15 protein-coding genes, 11 tRNA genes and 1 pseudogene are annotated in these 18738 nt (G+C 48.3%); all 27 read right to left on the bottom strand.

All coding sequences use genetic code 11. The annotated features are described in order from the left end of the window. Positions 1-36: 36 nt before the first annotated feature. The 27 genes and pseudogenes from AC0YNS_RS23365 to AC0YNS_RS23235 all read right to left on the bottom strand — a co-directional run bounded on the left by AC0YNS_RS23365 (position 37) and on the right by AC0YNS_RS23235 (position 18545). The gene (locus tag AC0YNS_RS23365) at positions 37-702 is read right to left on the bottom strand and encodes a GntR family transcriptional regulator (RefSeq protein WP_475783350.1); all 666 of its coding nucleotides are present in this window, start codon (positions 700-702) and stop codon (positions 37-39) included. 268 nt (positions 703-970) lie between these two features. Beyond that, positions 971-1124 (bottom strand): annotated as a pseudogene (locus AC0YNS_RS23360) (SUMF1/EgtB/PvdO family nonheme iron enzyme); the annotation flags it as partial. A gap of 292 nt (positions 1125-1416) precedes the next feature. Continuing rightward, complete coding sequence (locus AC0YNS_RS23355) at positions 1417-1635, bottom strand: hypothetical protein (RefSeq protein WP_475783349.1); 219 nt, start codon at positions 1633-1635, stop codon at positions 1417-1419. A 226-nt stretch (positions 1636-1861) separates the two neighbouring features. Beyond that, the gene (locus AC0YNS_RS23350) at positions 1862-1993 is read right to left on the bottom strand and encodes a hypothetical protein (RefSeq protein WP_475783348.1); all 132 of its coding nucleotides are present in this window, start codon (positions 1991-1993) and stop codon (positions 1862-1864) included. A 4-nt stretch (positions 1994-1997) separates the two neighbouring features. After that, positions 1998-2513: a hypothetical protein gene (locus AC0YNS_RS23345; protein ID WP_475783347.1), complete on the bottom strand. Its 516-nt coding sequence runs from the start codon at positions 2511-2513 to the stop codon at positions 1998-2000. Positions 2514-2895: 382 nt separating this feature from the next. Then, positions 2896-3252, bottom strand: coding sequence for a hypothetical protein (locus tag AC0YNS_RS23340; protein ID WP_475783346.1), 357 nt, complete (start codon positions 3250-3252; stop codon positions 2896-2898). After that, positions 3249-3752 (bottom strand): hypothetical protein, encoded by a 504-nt coding sequence (locus tag AC0YNS_RS23335; protein WP_475783345.1) that lies wholly within the window; start codon positions 3750-3752, stop codon positions 3249-3251. Before AC0YNS_RS23335 ends, AC0YNS_RS23340 begins: the two co-directional genes overlap by 4 nt. A gap of 472 nt (positions 3753-4224) precedes the next feature. Then, positions 4225-6057, bottom strand: a complete 1833-nt coding sequence (gene glmS, locus AC0YNS_RS23330) for a glutamine--fructose-6-phosphate transaminase (isomerizing) (RefSeq protein WP_475783344.1) — start codon at positions 6055-6057, stop codon at positions 4225-4227. Positions 6058-6818: 761 nt separating this feature from the next. After that, positions 6819-8165, bottom strand: coding sequence for a phosphoglucosamine mutase (gene glmM, locus AC0YNS_RS23325; RefSeq protein WP_475783343.1), 1347 nt, complete (start codon positions 8163-8165; stop codon positions 6819-6821). Positions 8166-8221: 56 nt separating this feature from the next. Further along, a complete protein-coding gene (locus AC0YNS_RS23320; RefSeq protein WP_475783342.1) occupies positions 8222-9649 on the bottom strand; it encodes a CdaR family protein in 1428 nt (475 codons plus the stop codon). Then, positions 9642-10481, bottom strand: a complete 840-nt coding sequence (cdaA, locus tag AC0YNS_RS23315; RefSeq protein ID WP_090986478.1) for a diadenylate cyclase CdaA — start codon at positions 10479-10481, stop codon at positions 9642-9644. The genes AC0YNS_RS23320 and cdaA overlap by 8 nt, the downstream gene beginning before the upstream one ends. 138 nt (positions 10482-10619) lie before the next feature. Continuing rightward, positions 10620-11243 carry an anti-sigma factor family protein gene (locus AC0YNS_RS23310; RefSeq protein WP_475783341.1) on the bottom strand — a complete coding sequence of 208 codons (624 nt, stop codon included), beginning with the start codon at positions 11241-11243 and terminating at the stop codon, positions 10620-10622. Positions 11244-11367: 124 nt separating this feature from the next. Beyond that, positions 11368-11934: an RNA polymerase sigma factor SigW gene (gene sigW, locus AC0YNS_RS23305; RefSeq protein ID WP_090986482.1), complete on the bottom strand. Its 567-nt coding sequence runs from the start codon at positions 11932-11934 to the stop codon at positions 11368-11370. Next, complete coding sequence (locus AC0YNS_RS23300) at positions 11931-12854, bottom strand: EamA family transporter (RefSeq protein WP_475783340.1); 924 nt, start codon at positions 12852-12854, stop codon at positions 11931-11933. The genes sigW and AC0YNS_RS23300 overlap by 4 nt, the downstream gene beginning before the upstream one ends. A 292-nt stretch (positions 12855-13146) precedes the next feature. Beyond that, the gene (gene ppc, locus AC0YNS_RS23295) at positions 13147-15954 is read right to left on the bottom strand and encodes a phosphoenolpyruvate carboxylase (protein WP_475783339.1); all 2808 of its coding nucleotides are present in this window, start codon (positions 15952-15954) and stop codon (positions 13147-13149) included. A gap of 329 nt (positions 15955-16283) precedes the next feature. After that, positions 16284-16357, bottom strand: a tRNA-Gly gene (locus AC0YNS_RS23290). A 9-nt stretch (positions 16358-16366) separates the two neighbouring features. Further along, positions 16367-16443 (bottom strand) — tRNA-Pro (locus tag AC0YNS_RS23285). Between the two features lie 24 nt (positions 16444-16467). Beyond that, a tRNA-Arg gene (locus AC0YNS_RS23280) sits at positions 16468-16544 on the bottom strand. A 3-nt stretch (positions 16545-16547) separates the two neighbouring features. Continuing rightward, a tRNA-Gly gene (locus AC0YNS_RS23275) sits at positions 16548-16622 on the bottom strand. A 162-nt stretch (positions 16623-16784) separates the two neighbouring features. After that, entirely contained in the window at positions 16785-17627 is an 843-nt protein-coding gene (locus AC0YNS_RS23270) for an ABC transporter ATP-binding protein (protein ID WP_475783338.1), read from the bottom strand. Between the two features lie 299 nt (positions 17628-17926). After that, a tRNA-Leu gene (locus tag AC0YNS_RS23265) sits at positions 17927-18006 on the bottom strand. Between the two features lie 32 nt (positions 18007-18038). After that, positions 18039-18114: transfer RNA gene (locus tag AC0YNS_RS23260), tRNA-Lys, on the bottom strand. Between the two features lie 9 nt (positions 18115-18123). Next, a tRNA-Gln gene (locus AC0YNS_RS23255) sits at positions 18124-18198 on the bottom strand. Positions 18199-18204: 6 nt separating this feature from the next. Continuing rightward, positions 18205-18280: transfer RNA gene (locus tag AC0YNS_RS23250), tRNA-Val, on the bottom strand. A gap of 17 nt (positions 18281-18297) precedes the next feature. Beyond that, positions 18298-18372: transfer RNA gene (locus AC0YNS_RS23245), tRNA-Glu, on the bottom strand. Positions 18373-18389: 17 nt separating this feature from the next. Continuing rightward, positions 18390-18465 (bottom strand) — tRNA-Thr (locus AC0YNS_RS23240). Positions 18466-18469: 4 nt separating this feature from the next. Then, positions 18470-18545, bottom strand: a tRNA-Asn gene (locus AC0YNS_RS23235). Between the last annotated feature and the right edge of the window lie 193 nt (positions 18546-18738).

Below are 18738 nucleotides of genomic sequence, written 5' to 3'. Positions count from 1 at the left end.
TTAATCATGTATGATTTATTTCAAAAAAAAAAAAAATTATAGGAAGAAGTTTCTCGTACGTATATGCGAGTTTTTCAAATGCTGAAGAAGGTGGTTTGCTGCACCATCAAAATCGCGGGAAACCAAAGCATTGACGACAAGCATGTGCTCCGCCCACTCTTCTTCAATGACTTGAAGCTCCATCTCTTTATGGATAAACGATAAATATCTATGTATGCGCTCAATATACATGTTGATTAGATTTTTTAGCGTTTCGTTATCGCAGTATTGCAAAAGTAAACCGTGAAGGTTCCGATTCATTTCCGCAATCCGCTGAAGCTTCTCTTCGTTTTCCGTTGGCTTGTTAGTAGACCATTCTTCCATGTCCCGGACGATATCTCTAATTCTGTTGTCGGGGATGAGAGGTGCTGCTTTAGATAGAGCAAGCGTTTCCAGGTTCATTCGAATTTCAAAAATTTCATCCAACTCTTGCAGCGTCATCTCAGTCGCGTACATGCCTTTGAAAGGCACCATGTGAACTAATCCTTCAGCTGTTAATCGGGACAGCGCTTCTCGAATTGGGATATTACTGACCTCCAGCTCGCGAGCCAATTGATCAATATTGATCTTCTCGCCAGGAGGGATTTCGTGATTCATAATCTGTCTCTTGAGCAAAGCATAAATCTCATCGGTAAGCACATATCGGCTTAAACCCTTTTTCACAGTGATCACCGACCCTTTAATGTATCATACACGATTTATTATAGAAGAAGATTGGTCGTTAGACAAGATCAAATCATACAACACATTCAAACCCTCGACGTTCCGGATTCCACAATAATGGCAGTTGATGAGGGAAATTAATGTTTGTTATTGGAACGTTAGTATTTATGCGGCTTATTAGGTTTACTTATAGGCGTTATAACATGAAGTTCTAGTCGGACTCTTGAGCATGTGCCTAGACAGGCGCCCGGTTCAACGCTTGTCGCGCAGGCTCGTAGGTATGAACTGGCGCGGTTCCCGCGTATCCGTCGGCCGCCTCGTTTAAGTGGGGGGAACGTCCCCTGCCAGATGTTGCAGCGGTGCTCGCCGCCGGGCTCGAGCTCGTCGCCCCAAGGGTAGGTCTTCTGCACGAGCCCTCCTCTCGCCGGGGCTGTTTTACGAATAAGTTAGTATCGTCTTCTAAATTACAAAAAAAGACCCGGGAATGCTGCTCTCCCAGGCCCTTAAATGTGCAGTACATATCGGAGGCCCCAGCCATATGGCCCCATACATCTCGCTACCGGTCATTTTTGTTTCTGATGCTACAAGAATTGGATCAGAGGTTTTTTGGGTGATATAACCCGTGTAAGTAGCTTTTACAGGCAGCGGTTCGACAGCTTCATTCTGCTTGTTGCAAGCCGTGATACCAAGCAAACTGATTGGGGGATACTTCCGCTACAAAACGATCTTATCCTGAGTTTCTGTATTTTCAGGATTAATAACCTCTTCTGCCGTGAACAAATCATTCAATGAACTAAGCGATCCATCCTTTTCTACCTGATACACATCTAGCTTCTCACCGACGAGACTCATTTCGATACAACAATTCCAACAGAAATATTGATGAGGACCAATCTTTCCGATATCTATCGAATTGCAATTGATACATTTCAATAGTTAGCGCTCCTCTCATGACATTTTGGTAGTACTACTAGAGTTACCGAATTGTAGTTCGTATAAACTAGCTAATCGTTCAATATTGCTAGTATTTTAAACTAGGAACAACTCCGAAAAATAAGCGCAGCATACAACAAGGACCTGGGAATTCTCTCCCAGGCCCTTAAGTGTGATCATCTAAAAGAAAAATAGTATTAGACTATCCTTTGGCTCTCTAACCTAATTAGTCATCAAAGCCGTCGAACACTTCACCTTTATCCTCTTCACTTAGGTTACACAAGGCTTCATCATAAAAATAGTCAAATGCCTCCTGATCAACTTGTACTTCTACTTCTTCTTCATTTACTTTGTCCATTACTTTACTCCTTTCTCGATCGCAACTCGTCGATTTTTTGTTTCCGTGGTGAATAGCACTGTTCGCATAGGGTCTGTACCCACCTTAAATCCCTTCGCAACACGCCGGCACCACCGCAAGATTCGCATACCGCCATTGATGCATCTTCCCATTTTCGTACAATATTCTTAACATCCCGATGAAGCTCGGAACGCTTGGATTTTGCCTGAAGACCGCCATCATCAAAGGGATCAACGGCTTTAATACCACTATCTATCAGATGGTAATCGAAACGTAACTTCCCGAACTTTTCCTTTACCCGATCAACAACAATGTCTACAGGCAACCCCGCGCTTTCGTATGACTTTTTGACTTCAGTGCAAAGTCCGCGGAGCACCTCATACCACCCGTTGCCAACTTCACATCCGTAAGCACCAAATAAATCGTGTATTTGGCCACTTTCCTCCTGTTCTTCATAACTTTCTCCTCTTTTCATGAAAAAAAATTGATTCGCCAAGTGTTCTTCTAGTTCTTTTTTCATAGTCATCCCCGCATTCAATAGTCTCGCTGCGCACATGATATGACAATTTCTTAATGTTATAGATATGCTGTCTTCGTTGGTTGGTACTTGAATGCCTTTACATATTCTATGATACAGTCTTCACAAAGCTTGAAGCTCCATCTCTCAGTGTCAAATTTGCTGCCATATCCGAATACGAACTCAATTTCATGAAACTGGTCGTCCTCATAACCATAATCAGTAACTTCCTTGGCTTTCCCACAACGATTGCAAGTGATTTCTGCTCTTTTATTATCCACATCAAGTCTCCTCGCTTCCAGAAATGGCTTCAGATTGGGGCTATGCTTGGAGGTGACATAGAAACTTCCTCAGCAACACTGCTTATTGTGGTTAGCCCACGTTGTTACATAGCAGTTTTAACTGCTATCGAAAGCTTAAGCATGTCAAGAAACGCATTAAAAGAACCAGACACAGCAACGATTCTTCCAAGAAGCTTAATTAGCCAGTCATATTTAACGCGCTTGAGTCCAATAACCCGGGCCACAGATCTGGTCAAATCGTGGTGAATTGACGACCCTTTCGGTACAACCATTTTTACCGCAGCTAAAGCGAGGGCATCTTTATTGATCTCATCCTCTGAATCCAATCTGTATGGACCGCAACAAGAATTTCCTTTATCACCAAACTCTGTCCACGCAATATAATCGGCATGCTTTGCTAACAATTGGACGGTAGCTCTCACTTCATTTATATTTGTCACTCCAATCCTCCATCTACAATTTTCTTGATAGCTGTAATTTTCCCCCATGCTTCTTCGGTATCACTTTCTAATAACTCGGCTACCTTTCGAATTAGAGAAATGCCATCGACCTTGAGCTTTATAACTTCTACGGGTACAGTTGTTTTATTCACATTCAATCTCATTCTAGCGGCGAGAATACAAAGCCTAGTCATATAACTAATTCTAGGCTTTGATAAATCTAACTGATCCCTGAAGCTTTTCACAACTACATTGAAATCCCCCTGTTCAATATTAAACGTCCTAATAGTTGAATATTCATTCGGATCAAGTTCAACATTGTTATCACCTTCAAATTTAGTTGCTGCTACTTCTCGCCAATCTGGAATCTTTGCAGCTGCATCTTTAAATGCATAATATAGCGCTTCACTTTTTCCCTTTTCAATTCTAGGATCATGATTTATGAGTTCCTGAAGACCGATTACGTCCCCCTTTGTTAATCGTATCGACTTACTTAACATAGTATCATCCTCTCGAAAATTGTATTGTTTTGTAATAAATTGTATTGCGTTGTTATTATGATAACAAATGTAAAAGGTGATGACAATATGTTATGTATTTTTTTTTATTTATTTGTATTGTATATTACAACAAAAGCAGTCCTTGGCTTTCATAAACCGATGTACTCGCATCATTACCGCACGGGATCGCTTCATTACTTCTGTAGTCGGCGGACTCGTATCTTTAAAACCTAGACCAAACGGTACCACCTTAAACATAGTTTCTGAACTCGATCCCGGCCCTTCCGGATGAAGCCCTGCTTTACGATTGACGAGGCGGTGACGGCTGCCGGTAAAATTACTTTGTAGAAATTAGAAGCTGACTTTTAGAGTCCGCCATAAACTTGACCCCATTAAAAAAGGCAACCAGAGTGATGCTCCTCTGGTTGCCCTTTATATTAGTCTGTAATTGTTGTCACCTTACTGCTAAACACTACTCCACCGTAACGCTCTTCGCCAAGTTACGCGGTTTATCCACATCATTACCACGTGCCAGCGACGCATAGTACGCGATCAACTGCAGTGGAACAACCGACAATGCCGGCGAGAGAAGAGGCAGCGTCTTCGGAATCGCGAAGAGCTCATCAACCGACTTCGCCACTTCTACTTCCAAACCTTCATTGATCACGCCAAGCACATGCGCGCCGCGAGCTTTCACTTCTTTAATGTTGCTAAGTGTTTTCTCGTACAGATCTTCTTGCGTGATCAGCGAGATCACCGGAATGCCTTCTTCGATCAGAGCAAGCGTACCGTGCTTCAGCTCACCCGCTGCATAAGCCTCGGAGTGAATGTAGGAGATTTCTTTCAGCTTCAGCGAGCCTTCTTGCGCCACTGCAAAGTCAACGCCGCGGCCGATGAAGAACAAGTTGTTGTGCTTGGAAAGGTTCTCTGCCACTTGCTTCAGTACAGGCGCGTTATCCAGAATGCTTTCCACTTGCTCAGGCAGCTGGTGCATCGCCGTAACTACTTCAGCGATAAACGCGCTGTCCTTCGTACCGAGCGTTTCCGCCAAGAACAGACCGAGCAGGTAGAACGCGATCAATTGAGATGTGTAAGCTTTCGTCGAAGCAACCGCAATCTCAGGTCCTGCTTGCGTGATGATCACATCATCCGCTTCGCGGGAAACCGAGCTGCCTACGACATTCGTAATCGCCAAGACGCGTGCACCGCAGCGTTTAGCTTCACGCAGGGCAGCCAATGTATCAGCTGTCTCACCAGATTGGCTAACTACGATAACAAGCGTGTCAGGCGTAATGATTGGGGAACGGTAACGATACTCCGACGCCACATCCGTTTCAACCGGAATGCGAGCCAGGCTCTCAAGAACGGTTTTACCAACCAAACCAGCGTGCATCGCCGTACCGCAAGCTACGATATGGATCTTACGGATCGCACGAATCTCGTCTGCAGTCATGCCGATTTCGTTCAATTCCACGGAACGGCCATCATCCGAAATACGGCCCATCATCGTGTCGCGGTAAGCTTTTGGCTGCTCATATATTTCTTTCAGCATGAAGTGATCGAATCCGGCTTTCTCCGCCGTTACCAGGTCCCAATCGACATGGAATATTTCCTTGGAAATAAATTCGCCTTCAGTCGTCATCAATTCGACACCGTTTTTCGTCAAAATCGCCATTTCTCCGTCATTCAGAATGTACACATTACGCGTATGCTCCAGAATAGCCGGGATATCCGATCCGATGAAGTTCTCGCCTTCGCCAACGCCGATAACGAGCGGGCTAGCGAAACGTACAGCAACCAGACGTTCTGGTTCATATTCGGTCAATACGCCAAGTGCAAAAGCACCGCGCATCCGTTTAACCGCACGTTGTACCGCCTTCACGATATCGCCATCGTACTCATCGGCAACCAGGTGGGAAATAACCTCTGTGTCCGTTTCGGATACGAACTTGCAGCCTTTGGCGATCAGCTCATCCTTCAAATCCAGATAGTTCTCGATGATGCCGTTGTGCACGACAGAGAACTTACGCGAGTTGTCTGTATGCGGATGGGAGTTAGCATCCGACGGTTTGCCATGCGTAGCCCAGCGCGTATGACCGATACCAACGGAGCCTTCAAGCGGCTGTCCGTCTAACTTCTGCTCCAGGTTTGCAAGGCGACCGATCGACTTGCGCACTTCAAGACCGTTCTTCGTGAAAACAGCAATACCCGCCGAGTCATAACCGCGATATTCCAGCTTCTTCAAGCCCTCGATCAAAATATCCTGCGAATCCCGTTTACCAATATATCCTACAATTCCACACATATGAATAGACCTCCGTATTGGGTAGTTTACCCCGCTTCAACGGTTGCCATGAATACAGAATGGGTCGGCACAAAGCCGCCTCCGTTCGCCGGCATCGTCCCTGCTAAGGTTCGAAATATCAAAAAAAGACAATAAGAAAGAAAGCGCACCATCCGTGCGTTTTGAAAAATAACAAGAAATAAGTCCGAAAACACAACGCAATAGAGACAGCCCCTCTGTGGGTTGCTGCCACTGCCGTGTACATCTACAATCTCAAATCGACACACTCCGGCTTCCGTTGCCGCAGGTGCTTCACAAATCCTATGGAGCATTTTACCGACCCTTTGTCAGCCCGGTCGCCCGGTCTATTTGAGTATCGGCTTACGGTTAAATGCAATACCGGGAGGTCCCCGCCGAACATTCCGAACACCTCCACCTCGTCAGCTTGCCGCTTTATACACCCGACTACCTGCATGGCCATTTCCGAATGGACCGTGCAGCAGTTGTATAAACCCTTGCAAGCTCTGGCGCTTTGCGATGCTTACAACCTCTATCCTCACTTTCGCTTCCTGAATGATACTTCTCCTACTATATTCATTTTTATGCTGAGGTGCAACTAATAATTGAGGTAACCGTTTACAAAACGCACATATTATCCAACAGCCTATCTTACTTCGCATGATCCCATTCCTTGCAAAAAGCAACCCCAGACGTTCGCAGTAACTGCGTATGTCTAGGGTTGCCCGATCACCAATAGTTATGAACGATAATGCCTCAATTTACTACTCTGCACCAAGCTCTGCGCGCACCGTGTCTACGATACGAGCTACGTAAGCCTCAACTTGCTCTTTATCCGGACCTTCTGCCATAACGCGGATAAGTGACTCTGTGCCCGAAGGACGCACAAGCACGCGGCCGTTGTCGCCAAGCTCCTGTTCCACTTCAGCGATAACCGCGGCAATCGCCGGATTATCCTTGTAGGTGCTCTTATCTGCAACGCGCACGTTGATCAGCACTTGCGGATATTTGCGCATCAATGTTCGCTGTTCGCTAAGTTTCTTGCCGGAACCAACGAGCGTGTCCGTCAACTGCAAGGCAGTGAGAATACCGTCACCGGTCGTATTGTAATCGAGGAAAATAACATGACCGGACTGCTCGCCGCCCAAGTTAAATCCGCCGCGGCGCATCTCTTCCATCACGTAACGGTCACCGACCGCCGTTTGTGCCGTGTTCAGACCGATTTTGCCAGCAGCCTTGAAGAAACCGATATTGCTCATAACTGTCGTTACGACCGTATCGTTCTTCAGCTTGCCGGCCCGCTTCATGGCATCACCGCAGATGCACAGAATGTAATCGCCATCGACTTCTTCGCCTTTCTCGTCAATCGCGATCAACCGATCCGCGTCACCGTCGAAGGAAAGTCCGAAATCCGCGCCATGCTTCAGCACTTCTTCACGCAGATATTCCGGATGCGTCGAACCTACGCCATCATTGATGTTCAGGCCGTTCGGCTCAGCGCCGACCGTAATGATTTCTGCACCAAGCTCACGGAACACAGTAGGCGCAATGGAATGCGCGGAACCGTTCGCACAGTCGAGCACGATCTTTAACCCTGTGAAAGAATGCGTAACCGTCGTCTTCAAGAAGTCGATAAATTGGCGTTTTGCCGTATCATCCACCGTAACCGTACCGATATCTCCGCCTTCCGGACGCGGCAGTTCATCCACTTCCGCATCCATCAAACGCTCGATTTCAAGCTCTGTATCGTCGGAGAGCTTATAGCCGTCTCCGCCAAAGAATTTAATGCCGTTATCTTCAACCGGGTTATGCGAAGCGGAGATCATGACACCCGCATCCGCACCCAGCACACGTGTTAAGTAAGCCACTGCAGGAGTCGATACAACCCCGATTCGTACAACGCTTGCCCCAATGGACAGCAGACCCGCAATCAGCGATGCCTCCAGCATTGGACCTGAAATACGGGTATCGAGCCCGATAACAACCTTCGGCTTCTCAGCCTGACCGGCAAGAACGTAGCCGCCGCAGCGACCGATTTTATAAGCAAGCTCAGGCGTGAGCTCGCGGTTTGCTACACCGCGTACACCGTCTGTTCCGAAATATTTTCCCATTATACTGAAATCCCCTTTATCTATTCTCAAATAGGCATCATTCAACATTGACCACGCTACGGCACCGATGCTCCTGTGTTGGAGTTTGCATTCGAATTCGTTGCGCCGCCACTATTACCTTTAGTCTCGCCGGCAGATTCATCTCCGGTTATCGCATTTTCTCCGCCGTTCACTGCCTCGGAATCAGGCGTGTTCGTCGCCGGATCTCCTCCGGAGTCTCCCCCGCCGCCAGGATCGGTAATCGTCTCCGTACTGTCTGTTATCTCCACCGTAATCGTTATCGGCGCATTTGGTGCTTGATCGACGAACCGCGGCAGATGTACCTCAAGCGGAACATCATGGCTGCCTGGCCCCAATCCGCTTAAGTCTGCGATGAGCTGAACATCCTTGGACTGCAGCTGAGCCAGAACGTTCGAGGCCCCTTTCACGATCGCATCAACCATGCCGTTTGGCGGCATCGTCACTTTGGCGTTCAAGCCCTCCGACAGACCAATCATCTTCACCGGCAAATGTGACATTACTCTAGTCTCGGCAGGTACAATCAAATACTCGAACTTGACTGTCAGCGGATCTACTGTGGCAATTCCTTCTATTTGTGGAACATCGAGCTCCATCGTACCTGATTCTGTCAGCTTCGACAAGTCAATTGTAATGCCGTCATAATAATCATACTTGTCCAGCACGTCCTGAGGTCCGTATACCGTAATCTGTTCCACACTCTGTTTAAAGGAGGCAATCGCGTAACCGTCCGTAAGCTTTCCGGTAAATCCAATCTGCAGCGGCAGCTTCTTAAACGGCTTTGTTATCGGAATTTCCACTTCGACCACACTCGGGTTGATGACTGCGTCCGTGAGCTCATTGCCTTCCTTATCGTAAGCTATAAGCTTCATCTTCTTATCGTTAACCGTCTCTTCTTCACCTTCAACCGATACCGTTCCTCCGACTGATGCGACCAAATCCATCTGATCCTTCGGCAGTGTCACATGCACGCGGTTGTTCGGCTTCACAACAGGTTGACCGATCTTGTACCCTTTACCCGGAATACCGTCGGTCTTAACCGTAACTTCATATTCTTTCGTAACGATACGTTCTAATACGACCGTCACGTTACTTGGTCGCACTTCAATGAGCTCCAGTCCGCGCGGCAAATTCACCTTAACCGGAAGCACCTTTCGTCCTTCCGTTGCTTGGCTGAGATCGACCGTGACTTGATAATCATTGTTGCGTGAAGCGATCAGAAAATCCGACTTCGAGCCCTGTACCGTCAAATGAACGACTTCCGGATCAAGCAGCCGAAGCGCATAATTCTTATCATCCATTCCAATCGGCGTGACCTGAACCGCATCAATTTCCTGTGTTTCCGTCAGATTAGCCACCGTATTGGGCGTTTTCTCCGAATCGAAATGCACAACGGCCCACATCAGGATTCCGATCATCAGCGAGAGGATCTTAATCGCCGTCGGATGGCTTAACCATTTATCCATGCTGATTGCCTCCTTTCCGTTTCCAGAAAGGTTTCTTCGCACCTTGACGCTCACGCGCCTTGGAGTTCGGGTTCAGCTCCTCGAACAGCTTCGAGATCAATGATTCTTCTTTAATGTCGCGAACGATCATCCCGCCGACTGCAAGTGAAATCTGACCCGTTTCCTCCGAGACGACGATCGACACGGCATCGCACACCTCGGTCACGCCGATTGCGGCACGATGCCTTGTCCCTAATTCCTTGCTGATAAAAGGGTTCTCCGACAGCGGCAAATAGCAGCCCGCCGCCATAATTTGACTACCTCGAATAATAACGGCTCCATCATGAAGCGGCGTATTCGGGATGAAGATATTAATAAGCAGCTCCGAGCTCACGATGGATTCCATTTGGATTCCGGATTCGATGTAGTCGGATAACCCGGTATTGCGTTCAAAGACGATCAATGCGCCGATTTTGCGTTTGGCCATATAATTAAGCGACTTAATGATCTCTCCGATCCGATCACTAATATCCCGCTCCACTACAGAGGACCGGCTAAACAGACTGCCCCGTCCAAGCTGCTCCAGCGCTCTGCGAAGCTCCGGCTGAAAAATAATCAGAATCGTAACGACCCCGAACGTAAACATTTGATTCATAAGCCACTTGAGCGTATACAAATTGAACCAGGTGCTGATGGCCCATGTCGCAACCAGGACAATGATCCCCTTCAACAGCTGAACTGCTCTTGTTCCTCGGACAAGCAGAATCAATTTATAGATAATGTAGCTAACAACGGAAATATCAATAAGATCTTTGATCCATTCTTTCCAAGTCAAATCTGCAAAATAGTTCATCTGCCAACCCCCAAAGACCAAATGCCTGGGCATTTTAATTCTTTTATCGGATTTCTAACTTTATTATTTTCTAGAACCGGGGATGCAAATCCTTTTTTTTTCACAAAAAAACCTCCCGCAAGAGGAGGCAGTCATAAATCAATAGGCCAAACTGCTGATGGAATGCGTAACTTTGTACCAAAACCAGTCCAGCGCCTGGTCAATCTGCTTCACTTCTCCGGATATATGTGCGGTAGAGGCTTGATACAACTTACCTGAAATCACGGTTACATCGCCTTCTACATCGCCAAGTACGTTTGCTTTGCCGTTCTCAACCGTAAGGTCTCCCTTCACATGGGCGCCTTCCGGTACAGTAACGGTATCTCCTTCAATAATAACCTGTGCGAGATCCGCACCGCGTACGGTGAGATCGTTATCCTGCTGCCACATAGCGAGGAAGCTGGAGAACATTACAAGGGCAAATACGGCGGCAACCGACACGGCGGGATGATTCCGAATCCAGTTGGCAAAACCGATTCTACGGCGTTTCACGGGCAGCGAGCCCATAATGCGACTCGTGAGCTGCGCGGATTGGTGCGGCGAAATCGTGACGCGAGTGTCCATCATCGAATGTGTCAGCGCTTCCGTCCGTTCCAGTTGCTCAAGCCTTACGCGGCATGATTCACAGGAATCTATATGAAGTTTCAATTCAGCCAGATCATCGTGAGGCAGCTCATCATCCAAATAATCATGCATCAGCATGACGGCGACGTTGCAATTCATAGCAGCCATTCCTTTCTTCATTAGTTACAGTAATATACGTTACGTGTGCAAGGCGGCGATGTTTCACTTTTTTTGAATATCCGCGCTTGACCAGAATTTAACAGCCGGCTTCATCCGCTTCTGCCTACAGCTTATGCTCCAGTTTCTTACGAAGGAACTCCCGTCCGCGATGGACACGGGTTTTCACTGTCGTTACCGGCATATCAAGCACATCCCCGATTTCCTGCAAGGACAGCTCCTCTAAGTAGCGAAGCACCATAACCGACTTATACTTAGCCGGCAGCGTCTCAATGGCTTGATGAATGATTCGCTGCGTATCCGATAACAGCATCTCGCTCTCCGGCGTACGGTTATCACTTGGGATCATGGCGTAACCATCAAGACCCTCGTGTTCACCTGATTCCGCATCTAAGGAATACACCGGCTTCCTCTTGCGCAATCGGTCGATACATAAATTCGTGGCGATCCGATAAATCCAGGTTGAGAATTTCATCGTGTCATCGTAACGCTCTAGATTCTTGTATACACGCAGGAAGACATCCTGTACGACATCCTCCGCTTCCTGGCGGTTGTACAGCATTCGGTATGACATATGATAAAGCTTGTCCTGATAAAGCTCCACGAGCTCTGCAAAAGCCCGTTGGTCGCCTTTCAAAGCTAACTTGGCTAATCTCGCCTCAACTGATTTCAATGCTTCTCCTCCAAACGCGCCGAGTTCCCCTTCCGTTTACCGGTCGACAATTCGGCTATTCCGATCCCTGCTACAATAAGCAAGATACCAACTACCCGCCCTAAGCTGAGCGGCTCTCCAAGGATAGCCCATGCCGTCAAGATCACTACCGGCAGCTCTACAGCGCCGAGCAAGGCAGATATGCTGCTGCCAATGCGGGGAATCCCGATATTAAACAGCAATGTGGGTACGACTTGGGCCAATGTACCAAGCAGCAATCCCCAGCCAACCAGTGCTGCTTCTCGACCTGCTGGGAAGGCCCCAGAGCCATAGAGAAGCGTAATGAGTATAAAACCCGCACTGACCATGACAGCGGAGCGTATAACCGTATCCTGTTGCCCCTCAAGCTGCCCCGTCCACCAAATAAACAAGCTATAAGACACGGCGGACAAGAATCCTGCCAGCACACCGGTGACGCTCACCTTGGTCAGCCCGTTCTCCGGCAGCTGGGCGGCAAGCACGGTACCCATCATAACGATAACAATCGCAAGCAAACGCAGCTTGCCGGGCCATGTCCGTTTCTGAATGCTGTCTAGCAAGATGGTAATCCATGTAAACTGAAAAAGCAATACTATCGCGAGCGATGCGTCCAAGCGCTGCAGCGCCGCATTATATAGAATCGTCGTCATCGCGAGTCCGCATGTACCGATTAGAACAAGCTTCAGCCACGATCCTCGAAGAGGATTCTGCCACCGCTTCCACCGTACCAGTGCAATCAGCCATAACAACACCATCGCAATGCCCGTCTGATGAACGGTCACTTGCCCCTGCGTAAAGCCGTCCTCATACGCCTTCTTAATAATAACCGGCAGCAGCCCATAGCTCGCAGCCCCCATCAGTACGCAGAGTAAGGACAACCAATACAACGGATCCCGCTTCATGCGCAGCCGCCTCCCTTACCAGATGACCGGATAACAACGAAAAAAAGCCGGACCCCGGGCGGACAACAGCTGTCCGGGCGTCCAGCCCCTTTTATGAATGTTATGCACGATATGATAAAGGGATGCTACTGTCCCCCTTCGGGGACAAACATCTCGACCAATGCTGCCCAAGCCGAAGGCTAGTGCAAACCATGATCGTCGACCAATGCTGTGTGACCTACCGGTCACCCAAACCAATGGTCGTCGACCAATGCTGTGTGACCTACCGGTCACCCAAACCAATGGTCGTGCATCAGCCCGTGTTGCGAAGTCCTGCCGCTATTCCGTTGATTGTGAGCAGCACTTCACGCAGCAGCTCCGGATCATCGGCTTCGCCGTTGGCACGTTTCTCGCGCAGTTCCTTCAGAAGCTGCACTTGCATGTAGCTCAGCGGATCTACGTACGGGTTACGCAGACGGATCGACTCTTGGATAACAGGTACGTTATCCAGAATATCCGCTTGGCCTGTGATTTGCAGAATGAACGAAGATGTCATGGCATACTCTTCCTCGATTTGAGTGAAGATGCGGTCCCGGATCGTCGTGTCTGAAATCATGCAGGCATATTCTTTGGCAATTTGCAGGTCGGCTTTCGCAAGCGCCATTTGCAAGTTGTCAATTAATGTGGTGAAGAACGGGAATTTCTCGTACATGACGCGCAGCGTGTTCATACGCTTCTCGTCACCTGCGACATACCCTTGCAGTGCCGTTCCGGCTGCATACCATGCAGGCAGCAAGTAGCGGCTTTGCGTCCAAGCGAATACCCACGGAATAGCGCGCAGATCCTCGAAACGGTCGCTGCCTTTACGTTTGGCCGGACGGGAACCGATATTCAGCTCGCCAACCTCCGGAAGAGGTGTCGACTCCTTGAAGAACGTCATGAAATCCGGATCACGGAAAATCAGATCCTGATACTTCGTGAGCGCCGTCTCCGAGATGCCGCGTGCGATCTCTTCCCACTCTGCAGTTGCTCCGGCTTCTTGTTCCGGATACTTCGCCAAACGGGAAGCGGTAACCAGCGCCCAAGTCGCTTGCTCCAAGCTGCGGTAAGCAATGCCCTTCATCGAGTAACGGGACGACAGTACTTCCCCTTGCTCCGTAATCTTAATACCGCCTCCAACCGTATGTGGAGGCTGTGCAAGAATACTGCGGTTCAGCGGCATACCGCCGCGTCCGAGCGCTCCGCCACGACCGTGGAAGAACTTCAGCTTCACGTCGAATTTCTTCGCTGCACTTGTAATCGCATTAAGCGCTACGCGCAGCTCCCAGTTCGCCGTAACCACGCCGCCGTCTTTGTTGCTGTCGGAGTATCCGAGCATGATTTCATGCAGATTTCCGCGCGCTTCAACAGCTTGTCGGTAGATCGGCAGTGCAAACAGCTGCTCCATAATGCCAGGTGCCGCATGCAAATCGTCGATTGTTTCGAATAGAGGTACTGCCTGCAGCGTGCAGCGAACGTTGCCGTTTGATTCCTTACGGAACAAACCGACTTCTTTGGCAAACACCATTACTTCAAGCATATCGCTCGCGCCCTGCGTCATGCTGATCAGGTAGCTGGAGATACAGTTCACACCGAATTCTGCTTGCGCACGATAAATCGTATGATAAACATCCAAGCACTCGCGAGTGCTATCGGAATATTCAAAATGCGGCGAAGTCAGCGGACGCGGATCGTTCAGCAACTTATGCAGCAGCTCGATCTTCTCGTCTTCTGTTAATGACGCATAATTATTCACGATATTCATGTTCGCAAGCACTTCAGTCATCGCATTCTCATGCTCTTTACTGTGCTGACGAACGTCCAGTGCAGCAAGATGAAAGCCAAACAATTCAACTTGGCGAATCAGTTTACGAATGTGCGTATCCGCAACATAATCAGCAAAATGATTACGCAAGCTTCTATCGATGATACACAGATCCGCTTTCAGCTCATCCGCGCTGTTATAGCGCTTAACCGAGCCTTTAAGTGCATCTTTCGATGTATTAGCGAGCTTCTCCAGCATATAGCCGAGCTTAACCCGGTAAGGTTCTTTATCGTTACGCCATAGATCCACACTGCGCGTGTCGATCTTCTCGCGATCACTCTTAATCGAATCCAGCAATTCTTGTGAAACCTCAATGATATTCGTGCTGAAGCTGAGCTGACTCATAACTTCTTTCAGCAGCTCCTCATACTTTTCCAGTACAAGTCCGCGCTGCAGCGTTAAAGTCTCCCAAGTTACTTTTGCCGTTACCGAAGGGTTACCGTCACGGTCGCCGCCGATCCACGAACCAAAGCGGAGATACGTAGGCACATGCCAGCGCTCTTCTGGGTAGTACTTGTCCAAGCAGCGCTCAAGCTCTTCATAAACACTTGGAAGCACTTCGAACAAGGTCTCGTCAAAATAGTACATGCCATTACGAACTTCATCGATAACCGTAGGTTTACGATCGCGAAGCTCGTCCGTTTGCCACAACGTCAGTACTTCATTAAGCAGCTTCTCACGTAATTTCTCACGCTCACGGTAAGTCAGCGTTGGATTGTCCAGCTCCACGACATCCGCTGCAATGCGCTGATGAATATCAAGCACGGCGCGGCGAGTAGCTTCTGTTGGATGAGCCGTCATTACGAGCTCAAGTGAAATATCTTCAATAATGCTTCTAACATTGTCTACATCAATTCCTTGATCTTTAAGCACTTGAATGGCGCTCTCGATCGATCCTGGCTGTACCGTTTCTCCGGCAGAACGCTCGTAATCGCGTTTACGGCGAATACGGTGATTCTGTTCCGCAATATTAACGAGTTGAAAATAAATCGCAAACGCACGAATAACCTGATGACGCGTCTCCGGATTCAAAGCATCAATAACTGCAGTGAATTCTTCATACAGCTCCGGCAGGAATTGCGCACGCAGCGCTTTACTCATCTCACGGATTTTCTCTACATTCTCCAGCAGCTCGTGACCGCCTTGGTGGACAAGTACATCCCCAAGAATGTTCCCCAAGAACCGAACGTCTCGGCGAAGTAAATTGTTTGATTGCGGCCTTGTGCTTGTGACAGTCGTTCCAGCATGTTCCGACATTCCCTAATCCTCCTCCAGGTTTCGCATGATGCAAAACCACCTCGTAAGCATAGTCTTTGTGTGTAACGGAGCAAAAACACTCGTAATCAAATCTTCGGATTTAACGCATGAATTCTACTTGCCATGTGTATTTATACGACTTACTCTCAGATTTCAGGTCTTAAAATCATCAACATAAGCCCATTTAACCCGTATTGTCGGTTTTTAACTTTAACCATCATACTACAAATTAACAGTCGGTTGAAGCTTTTTCCTGCATGGAAGAATAAGGGTGAAACTATATAAAAATAAAAAGCCTTGGAGTACCAAGGCTTTGATTATCAATTGTATGGAGCGGGTGATGGGAATCGAACCCACGCTATTAGCTTGGAAGGCTAAAGTTCTACCATTGAACTACACCCGCAGAAGAAGATGGTCGGGATGACACGATTTGAACATGCGACCCCCTGGTCCCAAACCAGGTGCTCTACCAAGCTGAGCTACATCCCGTTATGTAATGCTGCAATTAAAGAATGGCGTGCCCTGAGAGATTCGAACTCCCGGCCTTTTGATTCGTAGTCAAACGCTCTATCCAGCTGAGCTAAGGGCACTAATGGAGCGGAAGACGGGAATCGAACCCGCGACCCTCGCCTTGGCAAGGCGATGCTCTACCGCTGAGCCACTTCCGCATAGTGGCAGTCGCTTTATCTCAAGCGCGACAAGTAATAATATATCATGCTGAATTATGAAAAGCAACCCTTTAATTAAAAAAAATATGATTCCTTTGCAATCGCCGGCCATACTGCTATGACCAGCGATGTATCGCGCTTATGACGCTGCTCTCACAGCTGCTATACCGACATACTGAGCGGCTGTGGAATCTCTTGTTGAACCGCCGCAGGAGCTCCTGTACGAGCCAGTGCATACGGTAAACACAGCGGTACGCCAGATCGAGGATCCAGAATGATATCCGCTTCGATGCTGAACACTTCACGGAGGACATCCTTGTTCATAACGGCAACCGGTGTACCTTCCCCAACCACATTACCGCTCTTGATGGCAATCATATGGTGGGCGTACCGCGAAGCATGATTCAAGTCGTGAACGACCATAACAATGGTTCTGCCAGCCGTTTCATTCAAATGCTGCAAGAGCTCCAATACTTCAAGCTGATGCGTCATATCAAGAAATGTTGTAGGCTCATCAAGGAATAGCATATCTGTCTGCTGAGCCAGTGCCATCGCAATCCACGCACGTTGACGCTGACCGCCAGATAGACGGTCAATTGGTCGATCGGCGAATTCCGTCATCCCCGTCTTCTCAACTGCCCACTGGATGACAGATCGGTCTTCCTTGCTGAGCGAGCCAAAACCCTTCTGATAAGGGAAACGCCCGTAAGAGACAAGCTCAGCCACTGTCAGTCCATCCGGAGCCGTTGGATTCTGGGGCAGGATTGCAAGCTGCTTCGCCACTTCCTTCGTGGATTGTTTATGCACCGATTTGCCGTCCAGGAGCACCGTTCCTGCAGAAGGGGACATCAATCGAGCCATCGTCTTCAGAATCGTCGATTTACCAGATCCGTTGGCTCCCACAAGCGCAGTGATTTTACCTTTAGGGATGATTATATTTAGATTCTCGACAATAAGGCGTTCCTCATAGCCGATATTGAGTTTGGAAGTCATGAATGAATTCATCTATTTACAGCTCCTTGCAGAACAAACCGTCCTGCTCTGATAATATTTCTCATTATTGTACTATATCATGATAATCATTCTCACTAGATCCGTCAAGTGTTAGCGTGAGCCCATTGAAATTATATCCCCACACCATGCACAACTCTGTGAAGAACCGTTTATTATCGTGCAAATTGTCACAACATTCGGCGAAATTGTGGATAAGTAATGCAGTCATAGCAAGTGTTTCACCGATTATGCGATAGTTATCTACAGAGTTATACACAAAAAGACCCTCAACGAGGGTCTTCTGTTTGTTATGCGCGTAGAGGGACTTGAACCCCCACGGTCGCCCGCCAGATCCTAAGTCTGGTGCGTCTGCCAATTCCGCCATACGCGCGCATATCCAATTCCATTCTCAATAGGTGAAAATGGTGAGTCATGTAGGATTCGAACCTACGACACCCTGATTAAAAGTCAGGTGCTCTACCAACTGAGCTAATGACTCAAACTAAAATGGCTGGGGATCTAGGATTCGAACCTAGGGATGACGGAGTCAAAGTCCGTTGCCTTACCGCTTGGCTAATCCCCAGTATACTGGTGGAGGCTGACGGGATCGAACCGCCGACCCTCTGCTTGTAAGGCAGATGCTCTCCCAGCTGAGCTAAGCCTCCGAGATAGAGAGAAAAAATGGTGACCCGTAGGGGACTCGAACCCCTGTTACCTCCGTGAAAGGGAGGTGTCTTAACCACTTGACCAACGGGCCATCTTGCAAAAAATCACTGGAGCTCTCAACCGGAATCGAACCGGTGACCTCATCCTTACCATGGATGCACTCTGCCGACTGAGCTATGAGAGCATGATGGCTCCCCGAACAGGACTCGAACCTGTGACAACTCGATTAACAGTCGAGTGCTCTACCAACTGAGCTATCAGGGAACAGTGTTATTCAGGAACCTTGTTCAAAGCTTACGCCTTGAAAACTGGATACGAACCTTTGCGAAGGTTTTCATTAGCTGATTGTTGTCCGAAGTTGAACATCCGAGCAGATGTTCGTAGGATAAGCCCTCGACCGATTAGTATTCGTCAGCTGCATGCATTGCTGCACTTCCACCTCGAACCTATCAACCTG

This window comes from Paenibacillus sp. J22FR21, assembly GCF_056269135.1.
Note: the sequence above shows the minus strand (reverse complement) of the source record. Positions and strands in the feature narration are given on the sequence as shown.